Raw genomic sequence first — 21,446 nt, forward strand, 5'->3', positions numbered from 1 at the left:
CTCGTAAGATCCACACCGCAGACTGCAAGAAATTGACAAGCGATGGGCACAAAGCAGTGCACACGCTGCAACTCTTCAATCTCGCCCCGGTGTGACGGCCCTCGACGGGCGCTGCACCGCCCACGGGTGACCGAGCCCGCCCCCGGCGGGAGAACGAGGACGTTCATGAGAATCCCCCGGAAGAGAACCTCCTGGAAGCAGACGGTGGTGGCGGGCGCCGCGCTGGCGCTGGTCGCGCCGCTCGGCCTGGCCGCCGTCGCGCACGCCGCGGACGCCACCAACCTCGCGGTCGGCACGTCGGCCACGGCGTCGTCCGTGACCCAGAACTACGTCGCGGGCAACGCCGTCGACGGCGACCCGGCGTCGTACTGGGAGGGTGCGGGCGGGCAGTACCCGGCGCACCTCACCGTGGACCTCGGGCAGGAGGCCGACGTCGAGCGCGTCGTCGTCACGCTGCCGCCGCCCGCCGTGTGGTCGCCGCGCACCCAGACGTTCAGCGTGCTCGGCCGGTCCGACGGCGAGTCGTCGTTCCGGACGCTCAAGGCGTCGGCGGCGTACGCGTTCGACCCGGCGAGCGGGAACCGTGTGGAGATCCCGCTCGACGGCGAGGTCGACGAGGTGCGACTCGACTTCACGGCCAACACCGGGGCGGGCAGCGGGCAGGTCTCCGAGCTGCAGGTGTGGGGCACCCCCACGGGCGACCCCGACCCGACCGACCCGACCGACCCGCCCGGGCCGACCGACACCAACTACGCGCAGGGGCGCCCCGCGGTCGCGTCGTCGACCGAGTGGACCTACGTCGCGGGCAACGCGGTGGACGGGCAGGTCGGCAGCTACTGGGAGGGCGCAGGTGGTCAGTACCCCTCGACGCTCGACGTGGCCCTCGCCGCGCCCACGCAGGTCAGCAGCCTGCGCGTGCGGGTGAACCCCGACGCCGCATGGGGACCCCGCACGCAGACCTTCTCGGTCTGGGGGCGCTCCGGCACGGGCGCGTGGCAGGAGCTCAAGGCCTCGGAGGCGTACGCGTTCGCCCCCGCGACCGGCAACCTCGTGACCGTGCCCGTGACCGGCACCGTCACCGACGTGCGCCTGCGGTTCACCGGGAACACCGGCGCGGGCAACGGCCAGGTCGCCGAGCTCGAGGTCTACGGCGCCCCGGCGCCCAACCCGAACCTGACGGTCACCGCCGTGACGGCATCGCCGGCGTCGCCGACGGCGACCACGCCCCTGACGCTCACGGCGACCGTGCGCAACACGGGCGAGCGGGCCTCGGCTGCCACGACGCTGGACGGCAAGCTCGGCGGCGGCACGGCGGGCTCGGCGGACGTCGCCGCGCTCCAGCCGGGCGCCACCGCGCAGGTCGAGGTGGCCGCGGGCACCCGCGCCGCGGGGGAGTACACGGTGGGCGCCGTCGTCGACCCCGGGAACACGGTGGCCGAGCAGGACGAGGCCGACAACGCGTTCACGGCGTCGGCGCGGCTCGTGGTGCGCGAGGCGCCGGGACCGGACCTCGAGGTCGTCTCGGTCTCCTCGAACCCGGCCAGCCCCGCCGTCGGCGCGGCCGTGTCGTTCTCCGTGCAGGTGCGCAACCGGGGTGACGAGGCCGTCGCAGCCGGCTCGGTGACCCGCGTCGTGGCGGGGTCCACCACCCTGAACGGCACGACGCCGGCGGTCCCCGCCGGCGGCACCGTCACCGTCACCCCGTCCGCGACGTGGACGGCGACCGACGGCGGCATCACCGTCACCGCGACGGCCGACGCCACCGACGTCGTCGACGAGACGAACGAGGACAACAACACCGGCACGCTGTCGGTGACCGTGGGCCGCGGCGCCGCCGTCCCGTACACCACGTACGAGGCCGAGGACGGGCAGTACACGGGCACGCTCCTGCAGACCGACCCGCTGCGCACGTTCGGGCACACCAACTTCGCCACCGAGTCGTCGGGCCGCGAGTCGGTGCGGCTGACCAGCACGGGCCAGTACGTGCAGCTCACGTCCACCAACCCGACCAACTCGATCGTCGTGCGCAGCTCGATCCCCGACGCCCCCGGCGGCGGGGGCCAGGAGAAGACGATCAGCCTGTACGCGGACGGCCAGTTCGTGCAGAAGCTGACGCTGTCGTCCCGGCACTCGTGGCTGTACGGGACCACCGACCAGCCCGAGGGGCTCACCAACACCCCGGGCGGCGACGCGCGGCGGCTGTTCGACGAGTCGCACGCCCTGCTCGGCCGGTCCTTCCCCGCGGGCACGGTGTTCAAGCTGCAGCGCGACGCCGGCGACGACGCGGCGTTCTACGTCATCGACCTGATCGAGCTGGAGCAGGTGGCGCCGCCGGCGTCCAAGCCCGCGCAGTGCACGTCGATCACCGAGTACGGCGCCGTGCCGGACGACGGCGTGGACGACTCGACCGCCATCCAGGCCGCCGTCACGGCCGACCAGAACGGTGACATCGACTGCGTCTGGATCCCCGCGGGACAGTGGCGCCAGGAGAAGAAGATCCTCACCGACGACCCGGTGGACCGGGGCACCCACAACCAGGTGGGCATCAGAGACGTCACGATCCGCGGTGCGGGCATGTGGCACTCGCAGCTCTACAGCCTGATCCAGCCGCAGGACGCCGGAGGCATCAACCACCCGCACGAGGGCAACTTCGGGTTCGACATCGACGACGACGTCCAGATCTCCGACATCGCGATCTTCGGGTCTGGCCGCATCCGCGGCGGCGACGGCAACGCCGAGGGCGGCGTCGCGCTCAACGGACGTTTCGGCACGGACACGAAGATCAGCAACGTCTGGATCGAGCACGCCAACGTCGCCGTCTGGGTGGGCCGCGACTACAGCAACATCCCCGAGCTGTGGGGGCCGGCCGACGGCCTCGAGCTCTCCGGCATGCGCATCCGCAACACGTACGCGGACGGCGTCAACTTCAGCAACGGGACGCGCAACTCGCTCGTGGTCAACTCGTCGTTCCGCAACACGGGCGACGACGCGCTCGCGGTCTGGGCCAACCCGTACGTCAAGGACCGGAACGTCGACATCGGCCACGACAACGCGTTCCGCAACAACACCGTCCAGCTCCCGTGGCGCGCCAACGGCATCGCCATCTACGGCGGCTACGACAACTCCATCGAGAACAACCTGGTCTACGACACGATGAACTACCCGGGCATCATGCTGGCGACCGACCACGACCCCCTGCCGTTCTCGGGGACCACGCTCATCGCCAACAACGGCCTGTACCGCACCGGCGGGGCGTTCTGGAACGAGGACCAGGAGTTCGGGGCGATCACGCTGTTCCCGCAGACGCACGACATCGTGGGCGTGACCATCCGCGACACGGACGTCGTCGACTCCACGTACGACGGCATCCAGTTCAAGAACGGCGGGGGGAACATGCCCGACGTCCGCATCACGAACGTCCGGATCGACCGCTCGAACAACGGGTCCGGCATCCTCGCGATGGCCGGGGCCCGGGGCAACGCGATCCTGTCGGACGTGACCGTCACCAGCTCGGGTGAGGGCGACATCGAGAAGGAGCCCGGCTCGCCGTTCACGTTCACGGGCCAGTAGGAGCCCCCGTGCGTGCCAGACCCTCAGGCCGCCCGGGCGACCTGAGGGTCTGACACGTGCGGGCAAGCCGTGGACCCCCGCTTGCCGGTGGCCGCGTTCGGCGACTAAGTTGCCGTCGGCAAGAAAGTCGATCCGGGGTGGGGAAGATGTCTGCTGGTGAGGAATACGCGGTGCTGCGCGCGGCCGGGGTGTCGCTCGTGCTCGACCTGGTGGGCGACGTGCCCCAGGTGCTGCACTGGGGGGCCGACCTCGGCGAGCTCGGCCCCGAGGATATTGCCGCACTGCGGGAGTCGGGCGTGCCCGCGCGCGTGGCCAACTCGCCGGAGACGCCGCGCGTCCTCACCGTGCTGCCCGTCGAGCGGGACTCGTGGTCCGGTCTCCCCGGCCTCGAGGGGCACCGCGGCGGGACGGCGACGACGCCGCGCCCGGAGACGGTCGGCGTGCGGGTGGAGCCGGGGGACGGGGATGCCGGCGGGACGGTGCGGATCGCCCTGCGCGAGCCGGTCGCCGACCTCGCCCTGGCGGCCGACGTCGAGCTGGAGGCCACCGGCGTGCTCCGCGTGCGGTGGTCGGTGACGGCCGGCGCCCGGACGCCCGGCACCTACGACCTCGGGCACCTCGTGGCCCTCATGCCGGTGCCCGCGCGGGCCACCGAGGTGCTCGACTTCAGCGGCCGATGGAGCCGGGAACGGGCCCCGCAGCGCCTGCCCCTGGTCGACGGCGCGCACGTGCGCGAGGTGCGCCGGGGCAAGCCCGGTCTGGACTCGCCGTACCTGCTCGTCGCCGGCACGCCGGGGTTCGCGCACCGCACGGGTGAGGTGTGGGCGGCCCACGTGGCGTGGAGCGGCGACCAGCGGTGGATCGCCCAGCGGCTGCCCGAGGGGGCCGGGGCGCACGCCGCCGTCATCGGCGGTGGTGACCTACCGCGCCCCGGCGAGGTGCGGCTCGGCCCGGGGGAGACGTACGTCGCCCCCGACGTCCTGTTCACCTGGTCCGACACGGGGCTCGACGGCCTCGCGGACCGGTTCCACCGCCGCGCCCGCACCCGGCGTCCGCGGCGTGCGCCGCAGCCGCTGGTGCTCAACACGTGGGAGGCCGTCTACTTCGACCACGACCTCGGCCGCCTGGGCGAGATCGTGGACCGCGCGGCCCGCGTGGGCGTGGAGCGGATCGTGCTCGACGACGGGTGGTTCCGCGGGCGTCGTGACGACACGGCGGGCCTCGGCGACTGGCAGATCGAGGCCGACGTGTGGCCCGACGGCCTGGAGCCCTTCGTCGCGCGGGTGCGCGAGGCGGGCATGCAGTTCGGGCTGTGGTTCGAGCCCGAGATGGTCAACCTCGACTCCGACCTGGCGCGCCTGCACCCGGAGTGGCTGCTCGCGCCGTCGGCGGGCGTGGGGGCGAGCTTCCGCAACCAGTACGTGCTCGACGTGGCCCGGCCGGACGCGTACGCCTACCTGGTCGAGTCGATCTCCAAGCTCGTGGAGCGGTACGCGATCGACTACATCAAGTGGGACCACAACCGTGAGCTGCACGAGGCGGTGGTCCGAGGCGGGGCCGACGGCGACCGGCCCGGCGTGCGCCGGCAGACGCTCGCGCTCTACGCCCTGCTGGACGAGCTGCGCGAACGTCACCCCGGGCTGGAGATCGAGAGCTGTGCCTCGGGCGGCGGGCGGGTGGACCTCGGCATCCTGGAGCGCACCGACCGGGTCTGGACCTCGGACTGCAACGACCCGGTGGAGCGCCAGCAGATCCAGCGCTGGAGCGAGCTGCTGGTGCCGCCGGAGCTCCTGGGCTCGCACGTGGGCGCGGCGCGGGCGCACACCACGAACCGCGTCACCGACCTGTCCTTCCGCCTGCTGACTACGGCGTTCGCGGCGCCGGGCATCGAGTGGGACCTCGGTGCCTGCACCGACGAGGAGCTGGAGCGGCTCGCGTCCTGGGCCGCGTTCGTGACCTCGCGGCGCCCGTTGCTGCACGGGGGCGTACGGGTGCACGCCGACCTGGCCGACGACCAGGCCCTGCTGCACGGCACGGTGTCGGACGACGGCGCGCACGCGCTGTTCGCCTGGGTGCGGCTGGCGAGCTCGGCGGGGCCGCAGGCGGCGCGGGTCCCGTTCCCCGGGCTCGACCGCGGCCGGGACTACGTGGTGCGGGTGCCGGACGCCTTCGGGCCGGTGGCCGTGCACGGCCAGGAGCCGGGCTGGCTCGCGCGGGCCCGCGGCGCCGACGGGTTCCGCGTGCCGGGGGCGGTGCTCGCCGGGGCCGGTCTGACGCTCCCGGTGCTCCAGCCGGCGTCGGGCCTCGCGCTGGAGCTCACGGCGCGGTGACCTGCCGGCGGGTGACCGGGGTCGGCGGGGACACCCGCACGGGTGGGCGGATGCCGAACCACTGCTCGGCGCCGTAGGCATCGAACCGCATCGCCTCGACGAAGCCCAGCCGCCGCGCGAGGCGCACCGAGCGCTCGTTGGCGACCTGGGTGGTCAGCACGACGGGCTCGCGCGGCAGGACACCGGCGAACCAGGCCAGGGTGGCCGCGCACGCCTCCCTGGCGTACCCGCGGCCCCAGACCTCCGGCAGGAACAGGTAGCCCAGCTCGACCCGGCCGGCGGCGGGCGACGCCTCGTGCTCCCCGTCGTGCGCGTCGAGCGTGACGACGCCGATCGCCGTCCCGTCGAGGTCGACGGCGAACTGGCCGGGGCGGTCCCGCGGCACCTCGGGGATCGACCGCTCGAGCTCGTCGCGGGGCCGGGCGCCGCCGATGTAGGCGCCGACCTCGGGCGACGCGTTCAGGTCGACGACCGTCGGGCGGTCCCGGGCCTCGAGCCCGCGGACCAGGAGCCGCTCGGTCCTGATCGGCGCGGGCGGCCAGGTGACGCTTCCCAGGTCTGCCATCCCGGCACCCTACCCGGGTGGATGTCAGTGGCGGGAGGCAGGATCGGGGGTGAGCGGAACCGACCGGCGCAGATCGTGGAGGACGTCATGGCAGACACACCCGCACCTCGCACCTACCCGCACGGCGTGCCGAGCTGGCTGGACCTGGAGACGCGCGACGTCGACGGTGCGGTCGCCTTCTACGGCGCGCTGTTCGGCTGGCGCTTCGCCGAGATGCTGCCGCCGGGCGCCCCGGGGCGGTACGTCGTCGCGTCGCTCGACGGCACGGAGGCGACGGCGGTCGCCGCCGTCGCCACGCCCGACCCGGGCTTCGAGGGCGAGGTCGCGTGGCACACCTACCTCGCGGTGGACGACGTCGACGCGGCGGCCGGGCGTGTCGCGGCCCTCGGCGGCCGGGTGAGCTCCCCGCCGCAGGACGTCGGTCCGCCGGACCGGCCAGCGGGGCGGATGGCCCGGTTCGTCGACGCGCAGGGGGCACCCGCGCGCCTGTGGCAGGCGGGCACCCGGCCCGGCGCCCAGGCGGTCAACGCGCCGGGCACCTGGAACTTCAGCAACCTGGTCACGCCGGACGTCGACGCCGCGCTGCGGTTCTACGGTCCCCTGCTCGGCTGGGAGCGCAGCGACGAGCTGGGCGCGGGCATGGCGCGCGTGCCCGGGTACGGCGACCACCTGGCCCGCACGGTCGACGCCGGCATCCACGAGCGGCAGGAGCACGTGCCGCCGGGGTTCGCCGACGTCGTCGCGGGCGTGCTGCCGGGCGGCGGGCCCGCGCACTGGTCGGTCGCCTTCGCCGTCGGCGACCGCGACGCGTCGGCCGCGGTCGCCGAACGGGGTGGCGCCGTCGTCCTCGACACCCAGGACACCGAGTGGACCAAGGAGGCGACGATCCGGGACCCGCTCGGCGCGGAGCTGGTGCTGTCGCAGTTCGATCCGCCGGAGTCGTTCGTCGAGGCGGAGCGCCAGCCCGCTGCGGACTGACCCGGGCAAGTACTGACCCCGGGCTGGTGCTGAGCCGGGTAGGTGCTGAGCCGGCCGCGTGCAGGGTTGACCGCGGCTGAGCCGGCCGCCCGTTGGGCCAGGAGTGCCCTCGGTCGGGTCTCGGGGAGAGGCTTCGCGTTCTGTGAGGTGCCGGCTGACGTGAATCCGGTTCAGCCCAGCCACGTGTGATGCGGCTCAGCCGCATTGTTCAGGTCAGCCGCACCACACGTCACCGAGCCGAACGCAGTTCAGCTGAGCCGGCACCGCGCAGATCGCCGAGTTGAACCGCGACCGACCGGGACCACCAACGTGACCCTGGTCCCGGGCAGGGGGCTGCACCTACACTGGCTGGCGCGTGTTTGAAACGTTGCAATGGAGCTCGCTTTCTCGACATCGCCCACGCCTGGAGGCGCCATGACCCTCGACCGCAGACAGTTCCTCACCACCGCCGGCGTCGTGTCGACCGCCGCCGCCCTGCCCGTCGTGTCGACCGCCGCCGCGACGCCGGCGTCCGCCGCGCCGGGGCACGGCCGCATCCGGCTGACCGACCCGCTCGTGGAGAAGAAGACCGGCCCGCTCGGCATCGACGTCGACCGTCCCCGCTTCTCCTGGACCGTCGAGTCCGACGGGCGCGGGGTGGAACAGACGGCCTACCGGCTGCGGCTGCGCACCAGCGGGCGACGGCCCCGCGCCGTGTGGGACAGCGGTGTGGTGCGCTCGCGCGAGTCGGCGAACGTCGCGTACGACGGGCCGGCGCTGCGGGCTGCGACGGAGTACACCTGGCAGGTCGACGTGACCACGAACCGCGGCAGCGCGACGACGTCGTCGTCGTTCCGCACCGGGCTGTACGCCGACGCCGACTGGGCCGGCGCCGCGTGGATCGGCAACGAGCGTGGCGCGGACGAGGTGACGGACCTGCGGTTCGACGACGCCTCGTGGATGTGGGCGGCCGAGGGCGACCTGGCCGGCCAGGACCGGGCCTTCCGGATCGTGCGGTCGGCGCCCGAGGGGACGACGGCGACGCGCGCCGAGGTGCTGATCACCGCGGACGACTCGTACACGCTCTGGGTGGACGGCACCGAGCTGGGTGCCACCGAACCCGCCGAGAACGGCTGGCAGGGCTCGCGCTTCCACGAGGCCGACCTCTCCGGTGCGACCACCGTGGTCGCCGTGCGCGGCACCAACGACGCGGTCAGCGCGGGTGCGGTGCTCGCCGTCGTGCGCCTGACATACGCGGACGGGACGACGGCGACCCTGACGTCCGGGAGCGACTGGCGGGCCGCGACGGACTTCCCCGACGACTTCGCGCGCCCGGACCTCGACGACTCGGGCTGGTCACCGGCCCAGGAGATCGCAGCGTACGGCGCGGGCCCGTGGGGGAGCGGCGTCCGGCTGCCGGCCCGCGACCCGCTGCCGGCGCCGCTGCTGCGCAAGGAGTTCGACGTCGCACCCGGGCTGGAGCGGGCCACGCTGTACCTGGCGGCGGGCGGGTACGCGGACGTGTCGCTGAACGGCCGTCCCGCCGACGACCAGGTGCTCGCGCCGGGGTTCACCGACTACGACGACACCGTGCAGTACACCGCGACCGACCTGACCCGGCGCCTGGGCCGCGGGCGGAACACGCTGGGTCTGGAGCTGGGCCGCGGCTTCTACGGGATGACCGGCGGCAACGTGTGGCGGTGGGAGTCGCCGCCGTGGCACGACGAGCCCGTGGTGCGCGCCGTGCTGCGCCTGGAGTACGCCGGGGGCGCCGTCGAGCACGTGGTCACGGACGACACCTGGCGGCTCCACCCCGGGCCCACGGTCTTCGACGACCTCTACGGCGGCGAGGCGTACGACGCGCGCCGGACCCTGCCCGGCTGGGACACGACCGGGTTCGACGACGGCGACTGGGCTCCGGCGGGCGTGGCGCCCGGTCCGCGCGGCGTGCTCGTCAACCAGCGCCAGCAGCCGATCACCGTGGCCGAGTCGCTGCCCGCCGTCGAGGTCACCGAGCCCGAGCCGGGCGTCTACGTCGTGAAGTTCCCGCGCGTGATCGCGGGCTGGGTGCGGTACACGGCGACGGGGCCCGCCGGGGCGACGATCAGGGCCGCCCACGGCGAGAAGCTGACGGCCACGGGGCGCGTGAACACGAGCAACAACGGCGGGTTCCAGGCGGGCTTCCAGACCGACCGGTTCACGCTGGCGGGCACGGGTGGCCCCGAGACCTGGGAGCCGCGGTTCTCGTACAAGGGATTCCAGTACATCGAGGTGACCGGCTGGCCGCAGGACGGCCCGCCGCCGCTGTCCGCCTTCACGGCGCGCGTGGTGCACACGGCGGCTGCCGAGACCGGCCGGTTCGACAGCTCCAGCGAGATCATGAACCGCACCCACCGGGCCGTGGTGGACACCATGAAGAACAACATCCACGGCATCCCGACCGACACCCCGATGTTCGAGAAGAACGGCTGGACCGGCGACGCCGCGCTCGGCGCCGAGATGTTCCTCATGAACCTCGACGTGCACGAGCTGTTCGCCAAGTGGTTGCGCGACGTGCACGAGACCCGGGACGCGCAGGGCCGGCCTCTGGTCATCGCGCCCAGCTCCGCCGACTGGGGCGAGTGGGGCGTGTGCCCGCCCTGGCACGCGGCGTACGTGATGATCCCCTGGTGGCTCTACCAGTACGGCGGCGACGACCGCGTGCTGAACGAGTGCTACGACGGCATGAAGCGGTACGTCGACCTGGAGTTCGACCGGTCGCAGGGCGGTATCGTGCCCGACGCGCGGCTCGGTGACTGGGTCAGCCCCGAGGCGAGCCCGGCTGGCGGAAACGCGCCCGAGGACCTGCGCATCTCCGCCACCGCATTCCTCTACGCCATGACGCTGTACCTGCGGCGCAGCGCCGGATACCTCGGCAGGGCGGCCGACGTCGAGCACTTCGCCCGCAACGCCGCCACGATCAAGGCCGCGTTCAACGACACCTTCCTCGACCGCGCCGCCGGGCACTACCGGGGCCAGGGCGACCGGGGCTACCGGCAGACGCACAACGTGCTCGCCGTGGAGTTCGGCCTGACGCCCGACGCCGAGACGACGCGCCGGGTGGTGGACAGCCTGGTGGCCGACATCCGCGCCAAGGGCACGAAGCTCAACACCGGTGTGCTCGGTACCAAGTGGCTCCTGCCGGTGCTTACCCGGCACGGGCGCGCCGACGTCGCCTGCGAGCTCGCCGTGCAGACCGGCTACCCGAGCTGGGGCTACATGATCGAGAACGGCGCAACCTCCATGTGGGAGCACTGGTCGCTGGAGGCGCGCTCCTACGGGCACTACTTCCTGGGCACCGTGGACGACTGGTTCTACCAGCACGTCGCCGGCATCCAGGCCTCGCCCGACACCGGGTACCGGGACATCACGATCGCCCCGGCGGTCACCGAGCACCTGGACCGGGCGAGCGCGTCGATCCGGACTCCGTACGGCGCGGTGGCCAGCGCCTGGCGGCGTACGGGCGGCCGGCTGCGGCTGACCGTCACCGTCCCGGTCGGCTCGACGGCGACGGTGCTCCTGCCGGTCGCCGACGCCGGCGCGGTGACCGAGCAGGGCCGCCCGCTGTCGCACGCCGAGGGCGTCACCGACGTCGCGGTCGCCGACGGTACCGTCCGGGTGCGGGTGGGCTCCGGCCGCTACACCTTCGTCGCTTAGCTGTCCACGCGCGCCGGGCCGGCCGTAGGGACCGGTGCTCCCGGTTCCCACTGGTGCTCCCGGCGCACGCCGGGCGGACGAGGTGCGTGGCGGGGCCTCGGGGTCGTGCGGCGTAGCGGGCGGGGTGCGCGTGGCGACGTGGTGCGCGTGGCGGGCGAGGTGCGCGTGGCGACGTAGCGGACGTAGCGGACGTGGCGCGCGTGGTGGGGCCCCGCGGCTGTCCGGCGGTGCGGACGGACATGACGCCTCGCCGGTCGCGCGACAGCTCCGGAGCGACTTTGTTTTTCGCAGGGTGCCGGCCCAGGTGCACTGCGTTCAGCCTGGCACCGCCTGATGCGGCTCAGCCGAACAATGCTGCTCAGCCGGAGAAGGCGGTGCCAGGCTGAACGCGATTCACCTCAGCCGGCACCCTGCCGAACACGAAGGCTCGCTCCGGAAGGCGCGGGTTCAGACGCGAGTCGCGTGCACGTCGCGCGCGGTGACGCGGACCGTGCCGGGCGGCCGTGCGGTGGCGCGGGTGACGACGATGCGGATCGCGCCGGGCGGCCGTGCGGTGGGGCGGGTGACGACGATGCGGATCGCGCCGGGCGGCCGTGCGGTCGGGCGGGTGACGACGATGCGGATCGCGCCAGGTGGCTCGCGCGGTCGGGCGGGTGACGGCCGCGCGGACCGCGCCGGGCGGGTGGTCGGCGCCGTTCGGTCAGCCGGGCAGGGGCGCCCCGGGGAATGCCTTGCCCGGGTTGAGGAGGCCGTGCGGGTCGAGGGCGTCCTTGACCGCGCGGTGCATCGCCAGCACCACGGGACTGAGCTCCGCCGCCGCGCCCGGCAGCTTGAGCAGGCCCACGCCGTGCTCGCCCGTGACCGTGCCGCCCAGAGCGCGGCACTCGTCGACGATCCGGTCGAACGCCACCTTGGCGCGGGCCTTGGCGGCGTCGTCGCCCTCCGGCGCGATGATCAGCGGGTGCAGGTTGCCGTCGCCCGCGTGCGCGATGTTCGCGATCACGACGTCGGCCTCGCGCGCGATGCTCTCGATGCGGCCGAGCATCGCGGGAACCGCGCCGCGGGGCACGCAGACGTCCTCCGTGAGCACGGGGCCGAGCCGCTCCAGCGCGGGGTAGGCGAGGCGTCGTGCGAGGAACAGCCGGTCGGTCTCGTCCGGTGTGAAGGCGCGCTCGACGTGCGTGCCGCCCGCCCCCTCGAAGAGGGCGGCCACGCGGTCCGCCAGGGCCTCGCCGGCCGCGCCGGGCTCGTCGACCTTCGCGAGCAGGAGCGCCGCCGCGCCCTCGGGCAGCGTCCAGCCCTGCCAGTCGGCGACGGCGCGCAGGCAGGTGCTGTCGATGAGCTCCAGCGCGGCGGGCACGATCCCCGCGGCCGAGACGGCGGCCACGGCGTTCCCGGCGTCGGGCAGCGAACCGAACCAGCCCACGACCGCCCGGTCCTCACGCCCGGCGAGCGGGCGCAGCTTGAGGGTGACGTCCACGACGACGCCGAGCGTGCCCTCCGACCCGACCATGAGCCCGGTGAGGTCGTAGCCCGTCACGCCCTTGGCGGTGGTGCGGCCGAGCCGGGCGACCGAGCCGTCCGCGAGCACCACGGTCATCCCCAGCACGTAGTCGCGGGTGACGCCGTACTTGACGCAGCACAGTCCGCCGGCGTTCGTGGCGACGTTGCCGCCGATCGTGGAGATCGCCTGGCTGGCCGGGTCGGGCGGGTACCAGAGGCCGTGCGCGGCCACGTGCCGGCGCAGGTCGTCGTTGAGCACGCCCGCCTCGACCACGGCGTAGCGCTCGTCCACGTTCACCTCGCGGATGCGGGTCATGCGCTCGAGCGAGAGCACGACCGCGCCTGCCACGGCGTTCGCCCCGCCGGACAGGCCCGTGCCGGCGCCGCGCGGCACAACGGGTGCGCCGTGCTCGGCGGCGGCGCGGACGGTGGCGACGACGTCGTCCAGGCCGGTCGCGAGCACGACCGCGGCCGGCGGGGCCCAGTCGGCCCACTCGGCGTCGTCGTGGGCGTACCGGTCGAGGTCCGGGCCGTCCGTGAGGACGGTGCCGTCGGGCAGGGCGGTCTGGAGCGCCGCGACGAGCGCGGGGAGTTCGGTGCGGGTCATCGGTCTCGGATCGTATCCCCGTCAGTCCTCGCGGCCCGGTCGCGACGAGCGCAGCCGTTTGGTGTCGGAGCGCTGCTTCTTGGCGGCCAGCCGCCGCTCCTGCGAGCCGCGGGTCGCCCGGGTGGCCCTTCGGGCGCGGGGGCCCGGGGCCAGCGCGTCGGCGACGAGCGCGGCCAGGCGTGTCGCGGCCGCGGAGCGGTTGCGTCGCTGCTCGCGGTGCTCGGAGGCGACGACGGTGAGCACGCCGTCGGACAGGCGCCCCGCGAGCCGTTCGGTGAGGCGTTGCCGCTGCCTCTCGTCCAGGACGGCGGAGCCGCGCAGGTCCCAGGACAGCTCGACGCGCGAGTCGGTGGTGTTGACGCCCTGGCCGCCCGGCCCGGACGACCGGGAGAAGCGTTCGGTGAGCTCCGCCCGGGGGATGGTCAGCGCCGGGGTGACGGGGAGGCCGGGGCGTGCGGGTGCGGGCATGCGCCCATCGTCTCGCGACCGGGGCGGGCGGTCGAGCAGATACCTTCTCGGTGCTTTATAGAAAGCGCGCCGGAATGTCTACCGGAACACGAAGAAGTGCGTTGACGCACCGTGTGTTGCGCTGTGCGCACACGAGCGAAAGAAAAGGGAAGGGCTCCCCCACGGAATACCGTGGGGGAGCCCTTCTGCTGGGGGAACGACTCCAGCGATCTTCGGCGTCGTGCCAGGTCAGAGACCCAGCAGGCACAGCACCTGCGAGACCGTGATGCCCAGGTTGCAGACCAGGTTGGCGACGATGTCGATGAGGCTCATGTGCGAGCTCCTTTTCATGAAATGGGGATCACGGACGTTTGCCCGTGAGTCGAACGGTGTTCGCGTTCCATACGTTAAGTAGGCGAGACGGACAGTGCAACGTGAATGGGATATTAGTTGTTAAAGCGCGAAATGCGTGACGGCGTGATAGTGGCCCGGGGCGACAGCGGCGACCCGGTGGAGCGGCTCCGACGGCGATTCCTGACCGGGCGACGAGGCCCGGCCCGGCGGGGACACTGGACCCATGGCGACGACGAGCGCGGGACTGCTGCTGTACCGGCGCACGCCCGGCGGGTTCGAGGTGCTGCTCGGCCACATGGGCGGGCCGTTCTGGGCCCGCAAGGACGAGGGCGCGTGGACGGTGCTCAAGGGCGAGCTCGAACCCGGCGAGGACCCTCATGCCGCGGCGCTGCGGGAGGCCGAGGAGGAGCTCGGCCTGGAGCTGCCGCCGGCGTCGGTCCCGGACCTCGCGCTCGGTGAGATCCGCCAGCGCGCCGGGAAGGTGGTCCACGCCTGGGCGCGGGAGTGGCCGGAGTCCGGGCCTGACCTGAGCCGGGTGCGGAGCAACACGATCGAGATCGAGTGGCCGCCCCGGTCCGGACGGCGCCTGGAGATGCCCGAGATCGACCGCGTCGCCTGGTTCGCGCCCGACGACGCCCGGCGGCTCGCCGTCCGCGCGCAGGCCGAGCTCGTCGACCGTCTGGAGGACGCGCTCGGGGGATGAGGCGCTCCCTGCCCGCCTCTGACCACAGCGGGCCCCGCCGGTGCTCCGGCGGGGCCCGCTGCTCAGGCGTCGTGCGAGATCAGGGCTCGATCGTCGGCACGAAGTTGTCCAGCAGGAACTGGCCCTCCTCGCCCGCCGGCAGCTCGCCCATGAAACGGGTGACGACGCCGGTCGTCTCCGACTGGACGAACACCTGGAAGTCGATCGTCTCCACCGACGGGTCGGCCCAGTGCCCGGTCTGCGCGGCGGTGAGCACGGCCTCCGAGGCGCCCTCGACGTCGATGGAGGAGGCGTACCAGCCGAGCTCGTTCAGCACCTCGGGGTCGGGCATCTCCTGGTCGTAGAACGGCGACTGCACCAGGATCCGCCAGTGCAGGTCGCCCCACTGGTCGGACACGGCGATCTCGGGCGACGTCCACTCGTGGCCCGCGCCGCCGTCGCCGACGATCGCCTCGCCGGCCCAGTCGGCCGGGACCTTGTAGCCCACGCCGTCGGTCTCGGTGGACTGCCACGTGTCGGTCGCGCCCTCGGTGGGCTCGCCCAGCTCGACCGGGATCCCGACCGGGTCGCAGCCGGGCAGGTCCGCGGCGGTGGCATGAGCGGGAACCTGGGCGGTCGCGGAGCAGGCGACGGCGGACGGGGCGGCGACGGCGGCGGACGTCGCACCGGCCGCCAGGCCGACGGTGAGCGCGGACGTCAGGACGACGGAACGAACCTTCTTCTGTGTCGGTGTCATGTCATCAAAGACGCAGCACAGGGGTGAAAGGTTGTCTCCCTCGCGAGAATCTGTGCAGGTCAGCGTGGCTGAGCGCGCGTGAGCCCGGTCAGGTCGGCTCGCGGTCCAGGGTCAGGTTCCGCAGGTGCGGCAGCACGTCGTCGAGCCCCACCTCGATGCGGCTGTACACCTCGGGGTCGAGCACGGTGGTGCCGTCGAAGGCGCCGGCGCTCACGTAGAAGCCGACGGGCAGCACCGCGGCCTGGAAGAACCCGAACAGCGGCCGGAGCGCGTGCTCGATGACGAGCGCGTGCCGGTCGCTGCCCCCGGTCGCGGCGAGCACGACCGGCTTGTTCGCGAGGGCGTACTGGCCCACGTGGTCGAAGAAGTGCTTGAACAGGCCGGAGTAGGAGCCCCGGAAGACGGGTGTCGCCGCGACGACGACGTCCGCCTCCTCCACCGCGCGGTAGGCGGCCTCGACGTCGGGCGGGAAGTCTTCGCGCGCCAGGCCGCCGGTGAACCCGGGGCCGAGGCGGTAGACGTCGACGCGGCGCACCGTGATCGGGACGAGCTCCCCGAGCCGGGCGGTGATCAGGTCGGCCAGCGCCGCCGTCTTTGAGGGCTCGCTGGGGCTGCCGTTGACGACGACGACGTCGAGCGGGCGGCTCATGCCGCTGCCCCGGCGCGCCGCTCCACCTCGCGCCGGACGACGGGCGCCACCTCGGTGCCCAGCCGCTCGATCGCGGCGAGGTGCTCGGCGTGCGGCACGCCGCCGAACCCCATCTGGAGCACCACCCGGTCGAGCCCGTAGGTGAGGTGGAACCGCATGATCTTGTCGATCACCTCCTGCGGGCTGCCCACCAGCATGCCGCCGGCCGGCGCGGTCTGGGCGTCGAAGGCGGGGCGGGGGAGCGCGAAGCCCGCGCCGCGCTGGTGGTTGTTCTCCATCATGCCCACGCGGAACGCGGGGTACATGGTGTCGCGGGCGCCCTGGCTGGTCGCGCCGACGAAGCCGCCCGTGCTCACGCTGATGCGCAGCGCGTCGACGTCGTGCCCGGCGTCGGCGGCGGCCTGCCGGTACAGCTCGACGGGCCGCACGAAGCTGTCGACCGGCCCGAGCAGGAGGGCGAGCGCGAGGGGCAGGCCCAGCGTCCCGGTGCGGACCGCCGACGCCGGTGTGCCGCCGACCCCCACCCAGACGGGCAGCTCGCCCAGGGGCCGGGGCGCGATGTCGAGGCCGGTCAGTGCGTGGGTGAACCGGCCGCCCGGCCACCGGGCAGGGTTGCCGGCGCGGATGGCCAGGAGGGCGTCGAGCTTCTCGCGGAACAGGTCCGAGTAGTCGGCGAGGTCGTAGCCGAACAGCGGGAACGACTCGGTGTAGGAGCCGCGGCCCGCGATGATCTCCGCGCGTCCGCCGGAGATGAGGTCGAGCGTCGCGAAGTCCTGGAAGACCCGGATCGGGTCGTCGGAGCTCAGCACGGTGACCGCGCTGGCCAGGCGGATGCGCTCGGTGCGCGTGGCGATCGCCGAGAGCACGACGGGCGGCGCCGAGACGAAGAAGTCGGAACGGTGGTGCTCGCCGACGCCGAAGACGTCGAGCCCCACCTGGTCCGCGAGCGTCGCGGCCTCCAGGGTCTCCCGCATCCGGGTCTGCGCCGACGGGCTGCGACCCGTGACCGGGTCGGGGGTGATCTCGCCGAGCGTCATGATGCCGATCTCGAACTGCTGAGCCATGTCTCCGGTTCCTCTCGCACAATAGGTGAATCTTCACCATACTCTTCAGGTGAAGTTTCACCTAATGCCTCGTGCGGGGTAGAGTCGCCGCGTGGCTGACGTGACCGGGATCGAGCCGGAGGAGTGGGCGCTCTGGCGCGCGTTCCTCGTCTCGCACGCGCAGGTGTCGCGGCGCATCGACGCGCAGCTCCACCGCGACTCCGGGCTCGCCCAGGGCGAGTACGCCACGATGACGTCGATCCTGGAGGCGCCCGGCCGCAGGCTGCGCGTCGGCCAGATCGCCGCTGCGCTCGGCTGGGAGAAGAGCCGGGCCTCGCACCTGGTCGGCCGCATGGAGCGGCGCGGGCTGCTCGCCCGCGAGGTCTGCGCCGACGACGCGCGGGCCACGGACATCACCGTCACGCCGGAGGGGCGCCGGGCCTACCTCGGCGCCGTGCGGGGCCACGCCGCCGAGGTGCGGCGGGTCTTCCTCGACCACGTCCGCCCGGAGGAGCGCGCGGTGGTCACCGACGTGCTCACGCGAGTCCTGGACAACCTGGGCCCGACGCCCTGACGGCGGCGCCGAGATCGGTCGGTCGCCCCGAGATCGGTCGCTCGATGGACCGATCTCGGGGCAACCGACCGATCTCGGCGCCGCCCGGGATGGGTGGCGCTGGTCAGGCGCGGGGGACCAGGGTGCGGAGCTCCTCGAGCAGCTCGATCTGGACGTCCAGCGGCTCGGGTGACGGCCACGCGAACATGACGGCGTCGACGCCCCGCTCGCGCAGCGGCTCGATGTCCGCGGCGATCTGCTTCGGGGTGCCGCCCAGGTACGGGTGGTCGCCGCTGTCGGCGGTGGCGACCATGGGGGAGTTGGACTGGGCCGTGACGGTCAGGGCGGCGGCGTCCCGGCCGAGCCGCTCGGCCTCCGTGCGGAACCGGGTCGTCATCCGCGTGACGTCGTCCAGCGAGAGCGAGACGGGCGTGATGCCGTCGGCGATGCGGGCCGCCCGGTCGATGCCGGCGTCCGTGAACGCACCCATGACGATCGGGATGTCGCCGTGCACGGGCTTCGGATTGATCTCCGAGGGCTCGATCGAGTAGAAGCGGCCCTCGTACTCGACGGGGTCGGGTCCCCAGGCGGCGCGGATCGCCGCGACGATGTCGTCCATGCCGGCGCCGCGGCGCTTCCAGGGGATGTTCGCGGTCGCGTACTCCTGCGCCATGGAGCCCTGGCCGAAGCCCGCGATCACGCGGCCGCCGCCGCTGAACTGGTCGAGTGTGGCGAACCGGCGCGCCAGCACCACGGGTGGGTGCAGCAGTGCGGTGATGATGCTCGTGCCCAGGGTGATCCGGCTGGTGAGCGCTGCCACGTGGCTCAGCGTCTGCAGCGGTTCATAGGTGGTCCGGTAGATCTCGGGGGCGGGTCCGAGCGTGCCGTCGGGGCCGGGCCAGACCGGGGCGATCGGGCGCAGCACCCGCTCGTAGGTCCACAGCGAGTCGTAGTCGAGCCGCTCGGCGGCCTGGGCGATCGTGGTGATGGCGGCGGGCGACGCGTGCGGCCCCGACACGGGCAGCATGATTCCTAGCTTCACGAGACTCTCTTTCGGCTGGAAGGTGCGTCGATCATAAGAATGCTTCAAGCTTGAAGTCAATCGTGAAGTAAGCCCGCACCGCAGACGTGTCAGACCCTCCGGCCACCCGGGGTGCCCGGAGGGTCTGACACGTGCGCGGTGGGTCAGCGCGGGGGCCAGGACTTGCCCGGCTCGACCCGGTCGGCGACGGCGCGGCCGATCCGGTCGAGCTGGGCGACCTGGTCGGCGTCGAGCGCGTCGAAGACGTACCTCCGCACGGCGCCGACGTGGCCGGGCGCAGCCTGCTCGACCAGTGCCATACCGGCGTCGGTCAGCGTGGCCACGGTGATGCGCGCGTTGTCGGGGCACGGCGTGCGGACCAGGAGGCCGCGCGTCTCCAGGCGCTTGGCCACGTTCGACAGCCGCGAGAGCGAGCCGTTGGCGAACTCGGCCAGGTCGCTCATGTGCATGTGCCGGCCGGGTGCCATGGACAGGGACGCGAGCACCACGTACTCGAAGTAGGACAGCCCGCTGTCGCGTTGCAGCTGCGCGTCGATGGCCCCGGGAAGCTTGAGCAGCAGCCACGACAAGGACACCCAGGCGTCGTTCTCCTGGGGCGTCAGCCACCGCACCTCGTCCCGGCCTTCCACGGCGCCCAGCGTACTGGCCGGCGCGCCGGTCGCCGTGGTCATCCGGCCCGCACCATGCCCGGCTCCGTGCGGCCGGCGACCCCCAGCACGTGGCGCACGAGGGTGTCCAGGACGGTGAGGCCGTCCGCGGACAGCACCGACTCCAGGTGACCCTGGACCGAGGCCACGCCCGGTCCGCGCAACGCGGTGAGCACGCCGTCGGCGTCGGCGGACGGCTCCAGCGCGAGCCGCGCCACGGGGTTGTCGGCGTCCGCCGCCACGACCGTGGCGAGCATCGCGCCGAAGGTGTTGTAGTAGCCGACGGCGGCCGGGGTGCCGAGCACGTCGGCCTCCAGCCGCACACCCTGCCGCGGTGCGGGCAGGGGCCGCACCGGGAACCCGGCGAGGCCCGCCAGCACCTGGTGGCTGAGGCAGACCGCGAGCAGCGGCAGGCCCGCGGCCACCCGCTCGTGGATGCGGCGGACGACGGCGGCGATGCGCGGGTCGGCCCCGTCGCGCGGGTCGCCCGGGCCGGGCCCGAGGACGACCAGGTCGTCGGCGAGCACGTCGGTGACGGCGTCCCACCGCACCACGCGCGCGTCCATGCCGAGGTGCCGCAGCTGGTGGGCGAGCATCGTCGTGAACTGGTCCTCGTGGTCGACCACGAGCACGCTGCGCCCCGCGAGCGGCGAGCCGGGCTCGGCGACGGCGGGCCCGTCGTCCTGCGGCCGCACCCAGAACTCGGCCAGCTGCCGGTTGCGGGCCGTCAGCGCCTCGGCCACGCCGTCCTGCGCGTTGAGGTCGACGACGGTGTCCGGGGCGGCGCCGCGCGGGATCAGCCCGAGCGAGGCGAGCACCCCGGACGCCTTGGCCCGGGTCTCGGCGACCTCGTGCTCGGGCACCGAGTGCCGCACGAGGGTGGCGCCGGCGGGGACCGACACGCGGCCGCCGTCGTGCAGGTAGGCCGTGCGGATCAGGATCGGGGCGTCGAGCGAGTAGGAGGTACCGTCCGGTTCGAACAGAGCCAGGAACCCCGAGTAGTAGCCGCGCGGGCGGGTCTCGTGGCGCGCGATCACCGTGCAGGCGTTCTCCATCGGCGAGCCCGTGACCGTCGGCGCGAACATGGTCAGCCGCAGCGCCTCGCGCGGGTCGGCGCTGGTGCGCCCCTCCAGGAGGTACTCCGTGTGGCTCAGGCGCGCCATCTGCTTGAGGTACGGCCCGAGGATGCGCCCGCCGCCAGGGCAGAGCGCGCTCATCATCTTCATCTCCTCGTCGACCACCATGAAGAGCTCCTCGTTCTCCTTGGTGTCGTGCAGGAACTCCAGCACGCCCTCGCGGGTGGGGCCCGTGGCGGGGTGGCGGTAGGTGCCGCTGATCGGGTTCATCCGGGCCACACCGTCGTGCAGGGTCAGGTGCCGCTCCGGCGTCGCGCCCGCGAGGGACACCGCCGCCGCGGCCGGCCCCGTGGCCTGCGCCGGTGCCGGGGCGTGCACCGCGAAGGTCCAGTACGAGCCGACCTCGTGCACGAGCAGCGCGCGGAACCAGGAGGTGAGGGCGGGCACGCGCGCCGCCTCGGTCCGGGCCTCGAAGCTGCGCATCACCACGAAGTTGGCGCCGGCGCCCTGCCCGATCTCGTCGTCGATCACGCGGCGCACGATCCCCGCGTACTCGTCGTCCGGGATGTCGAAGCCCCGCGGCTCGGCGGCCACGGGCTCGGGCGGCAGCGCGGCGAGGGCGTCCGGCAGCGGCACCCGCTCCCGCTCGCGCACCACGAGGCAGCGCAGCGGGGCGCCGTCGTCCTGCACGGTGAAACCGCGCTCGCGCGCCTGCCGGTAGGGGACGACGGCGAGCACGGGCGCGCCGTCGAGCGGGATGTCGCCGAGCAGGTCGGCGTCGACGACGTCGCCGGTCAGCACCTCGACGTCGGTGCCGCCGTGGCGGCGCAGGAGCGCGAAGGGGAGCGATCCGTCGGAGGCGAGGACGCGGTCGAGGAGGGGGTGCATGCGGGGACCTTCCTGGTGCGGGCCGCCCTGCCCGGACCGAAGGTCCTCGTCGGAGAGAAACGAGAACGACCGCCCCGGGG

The 21,446-nt window shown here is 73.5% G+C and carries 15 protein-coding genes; 6 read left to right on the top strand and 9 right to left on the bottom strand.

The features are described from left to right. Positions 1-165: 165 nt before the first annotated feature. Together APR03_RS15030 and APR03_RS15035 are read left to right on the top strand one after the other, a co-directional pair. Positions 166-3,570, top strand: a complete 3,405-nt coding sequence (locus APR03_RS15030; RefSeq protein WP_253836885.1) for a CARDB domain-containing protein — start codon at positions 166-168, stop codon at positions 3,568-3,570. A gap of 146 nt (positions 3,571-3,716) precedes the next feature. Beyond that, on the top strand, positions 3,717-5,900 hold the full coding sequence (locus APR03_RS15035; RefSeq protein WP_253836887.1) for an alpha-galactosidase: 2,184 nt from the start codon (positions 3,717-3,719) through the stop codon (positions 5,898-5,900). Here the strand turns inward: APR03_RS15035 and APR03_RS15040 are convergent. Next, positions 5,887-6,465: a GNAT family N-acetyltransferase gene (locus APR03_RS15040; protein ID WP_253836889.1), complete on the bottom strand. Its 579-nt coding sequence runs from the start codon at positions 6,463-6,465 to the stop codon at positions 5,887-5,889. The genes APR03_RS15035 and APR03_RS15040 overlap by 14 nt on opposite strands. Positions 6,466-6,552: 87 nt before the next feature. Between APR03_RS15040 and APR03_RS15045 the strand changes: the two genes are divergently transcribed. Together APR03_RS15045 and APR03_RS15050 are read left to right on the top strand one after the other, a co-directional pair. Further along, on the top strand, positions 6,553-7,443 hold the full coding sequence (locus APR03_RS15045; RefSeq protein WP_253836891.1) for a VOC family protein: 891 nt from the start codon (positions 6,553-6,555) through the stop codon (positions 7,441-7,443). Positions 7,444-7,857: 414 nt separating this feature from the next. Continuing rightward, positions 7,858-11,118: a family 78 glycoside hydrolase catalytic domain gene (locus APR03_RS15050; RefSeq protein ID WP_253836893.1), complete on the top strand. Its 3,261-nt coding sequence runs from the start codon at positions 7,858-7,860 to the stop codon at positions 11,116-11,118. A gap of 700 nt (positions 11,119-11,818) precedes the next feature. Here APR03_RS15050 and APR03_RS15055 read toward each other — a convergent pair. Together APR03_RS15055 and arfB are read right to left on the bottom strand one after the other, a co-directional pair. Further along, the gene (locus APR03_RS15055; protein ID WP_253836895.1) at positions 11,819-13,228 is read right to left on the bottom strand and encodes an FAD-binding oxidoreductase; all 1,410 of its coding nucleotides are present in this window, start codon (positions 13,226-13,228) and stop codon (positions 11,819-11,821) included. Positions 13,229-13,249: 21 nt separating this feature from the next. Beyond that, a complete protein-coding gene (arfB, locus tag APR03_RS15060; RefSeq protein WP_253836897.1) occupies positions 13,250-13,696 on the bottom strand; it encodes an alternative ribosome rescue aminoacyl-tRNA hydrolase ArfB in 447 nt (148 codons plus the stop codon). A gap of 556 nt (positions 13,697-14,252) precedes the next feature. On the opposite strand from arfB, the gene APR03_RS15065 reads away from it, so the two are divergent. Continuing rightward, positions 14,253-14,732: an NUDIX hydrolase gene (locus APR03_RS15065; RefSeq protein ID WP_253836899.1), complete on the top strand. Its 480-nt coding sequence runs from the start codon at positions 14,253-14,255 to the stop codon at positions 14,730-14,732. A gap of 79 nt (positions 14,733-14,811) precedes the next feature. Here APR03_RS15065 and APR03_RS15070 read toward each other — a convergent pair whose 3' ends face one another. The 3 genes from APR03_RS15070 to APR03_RS15080 all read right to left on the bottom strand — a co-directional run bounded on the left by APR03_RS15070 (position 14,812) and on the right by APR03_RS15080 (position 17,181). Beyond that, entirely contained in the window at positions 14,812-15,468 is a 657-nt protein-coding gene (locus APR03_RS15070; RefSeq protein WP_253836901.1) for a hypothetical protein, read from the bottom strand. A gap of 88 nt (positions 15,469-15,556) precedes the next feature. Then, positions 15,557-16,117, bottom strand: coding sequence for an NAD(P)H-dependent oxidoreductase (locus APR03_RS15075; protein ID WP_253836903.1), 561 nt, complete (start codon positions 16,115-16,117; stop codon positions 15,557-15,559). Beyond that, a complete protein-coding gene (locus APR03_RS15080; RefSeq protein WP_253836905.1) occupies positions 16,114-17,181 on the bottom strand; it encodes an LLM class flavin-dependent oxidoreductase in 1,068 nt (355 codons plus the stop codon). The genes APR03_RS15075 and APR03_RS15080 overlap by 4 nt, the downstream gene beginning before the upstream one ends. A gap of 91 nt (positions 17,182-17,272) precedes the next feature. On the opposite strand from APR03_RS15080, the gene APR03_RS15085 reads away from it, so the two are divergent. Then, positions 17,273-17,734 carry a MarR family winged helix-turn-helix transcriptional regulator gene (locus APR03_RS15085; protein WP_253836907.1) on the top strand — a complete coding sequence of 154 codons (462 nt, stop codon included), beginning with the start codon at positions 17,273-17,275 and terminating at the stop codon, positions 17,732-17,734. Positions 17,735-17,837: 103 nt separating this feature from the next. Here the strand turns inward: APR03_RS15085 and APR03_RS15090 are convergent, their stop codons facing one another. From APR03_RS15090 to APR03_RS15100, 3 genes are all read right to left on the bottom strand, one after another. Next, positions 17,838-18,755 carry a TIGR03619 family F420-dependent LLM class oxidoreductase gene (locus tag APR03_RS15090; protein ID WP_253836909.1) on the bottom strand — a complete coding sequence of 306 codons (918 nt, stop codon included), beginning with the start codon at positions 18,753-18,755 and terminating at the stop codon, positions 17,838-17,840. A 143-nt stretch (positions 18,756-18,898) separates the two neighbouring features. After that, on the bottom strand, positions 18,899-19,426 hold the full coding sequence (locus APR03_RS15095) for a MarR family winged helix-turn-helix transcriptional regulator (protein ID WP_253836911.1): 528 nt from the start codon (positions 19,424-19,426) through the stop codon (positions 18,899-18,901). Next, complete coding sequence (locus APR03_RS15100; protein ID WP_253836913.1) at positions 19,423-21,366, bottom strand: chorismate-binding protein; 1,944 nt, start codon at positions 21,364-21,366, stop codon at positions 19,423-19,425. Before APR03_RS15100 ends, APR03_RS15095 begins: the two co-directional genes overlap by 4 nt. Between the last annotated feature and the right edge of the window lie 80 nt (positions 21,367-21,446).

Source organism: Promicromonospora thailandica (genome assembly GCF_024171955.1).
In the GTDB taxonomy this organism is placed as follows: domain Bacteria; phylum Actinomycetota; class Actinomycetes; order Actinomycetales; family Cellulomonadaceae; genus Promicromonospora; species Promicromonospora thailandica.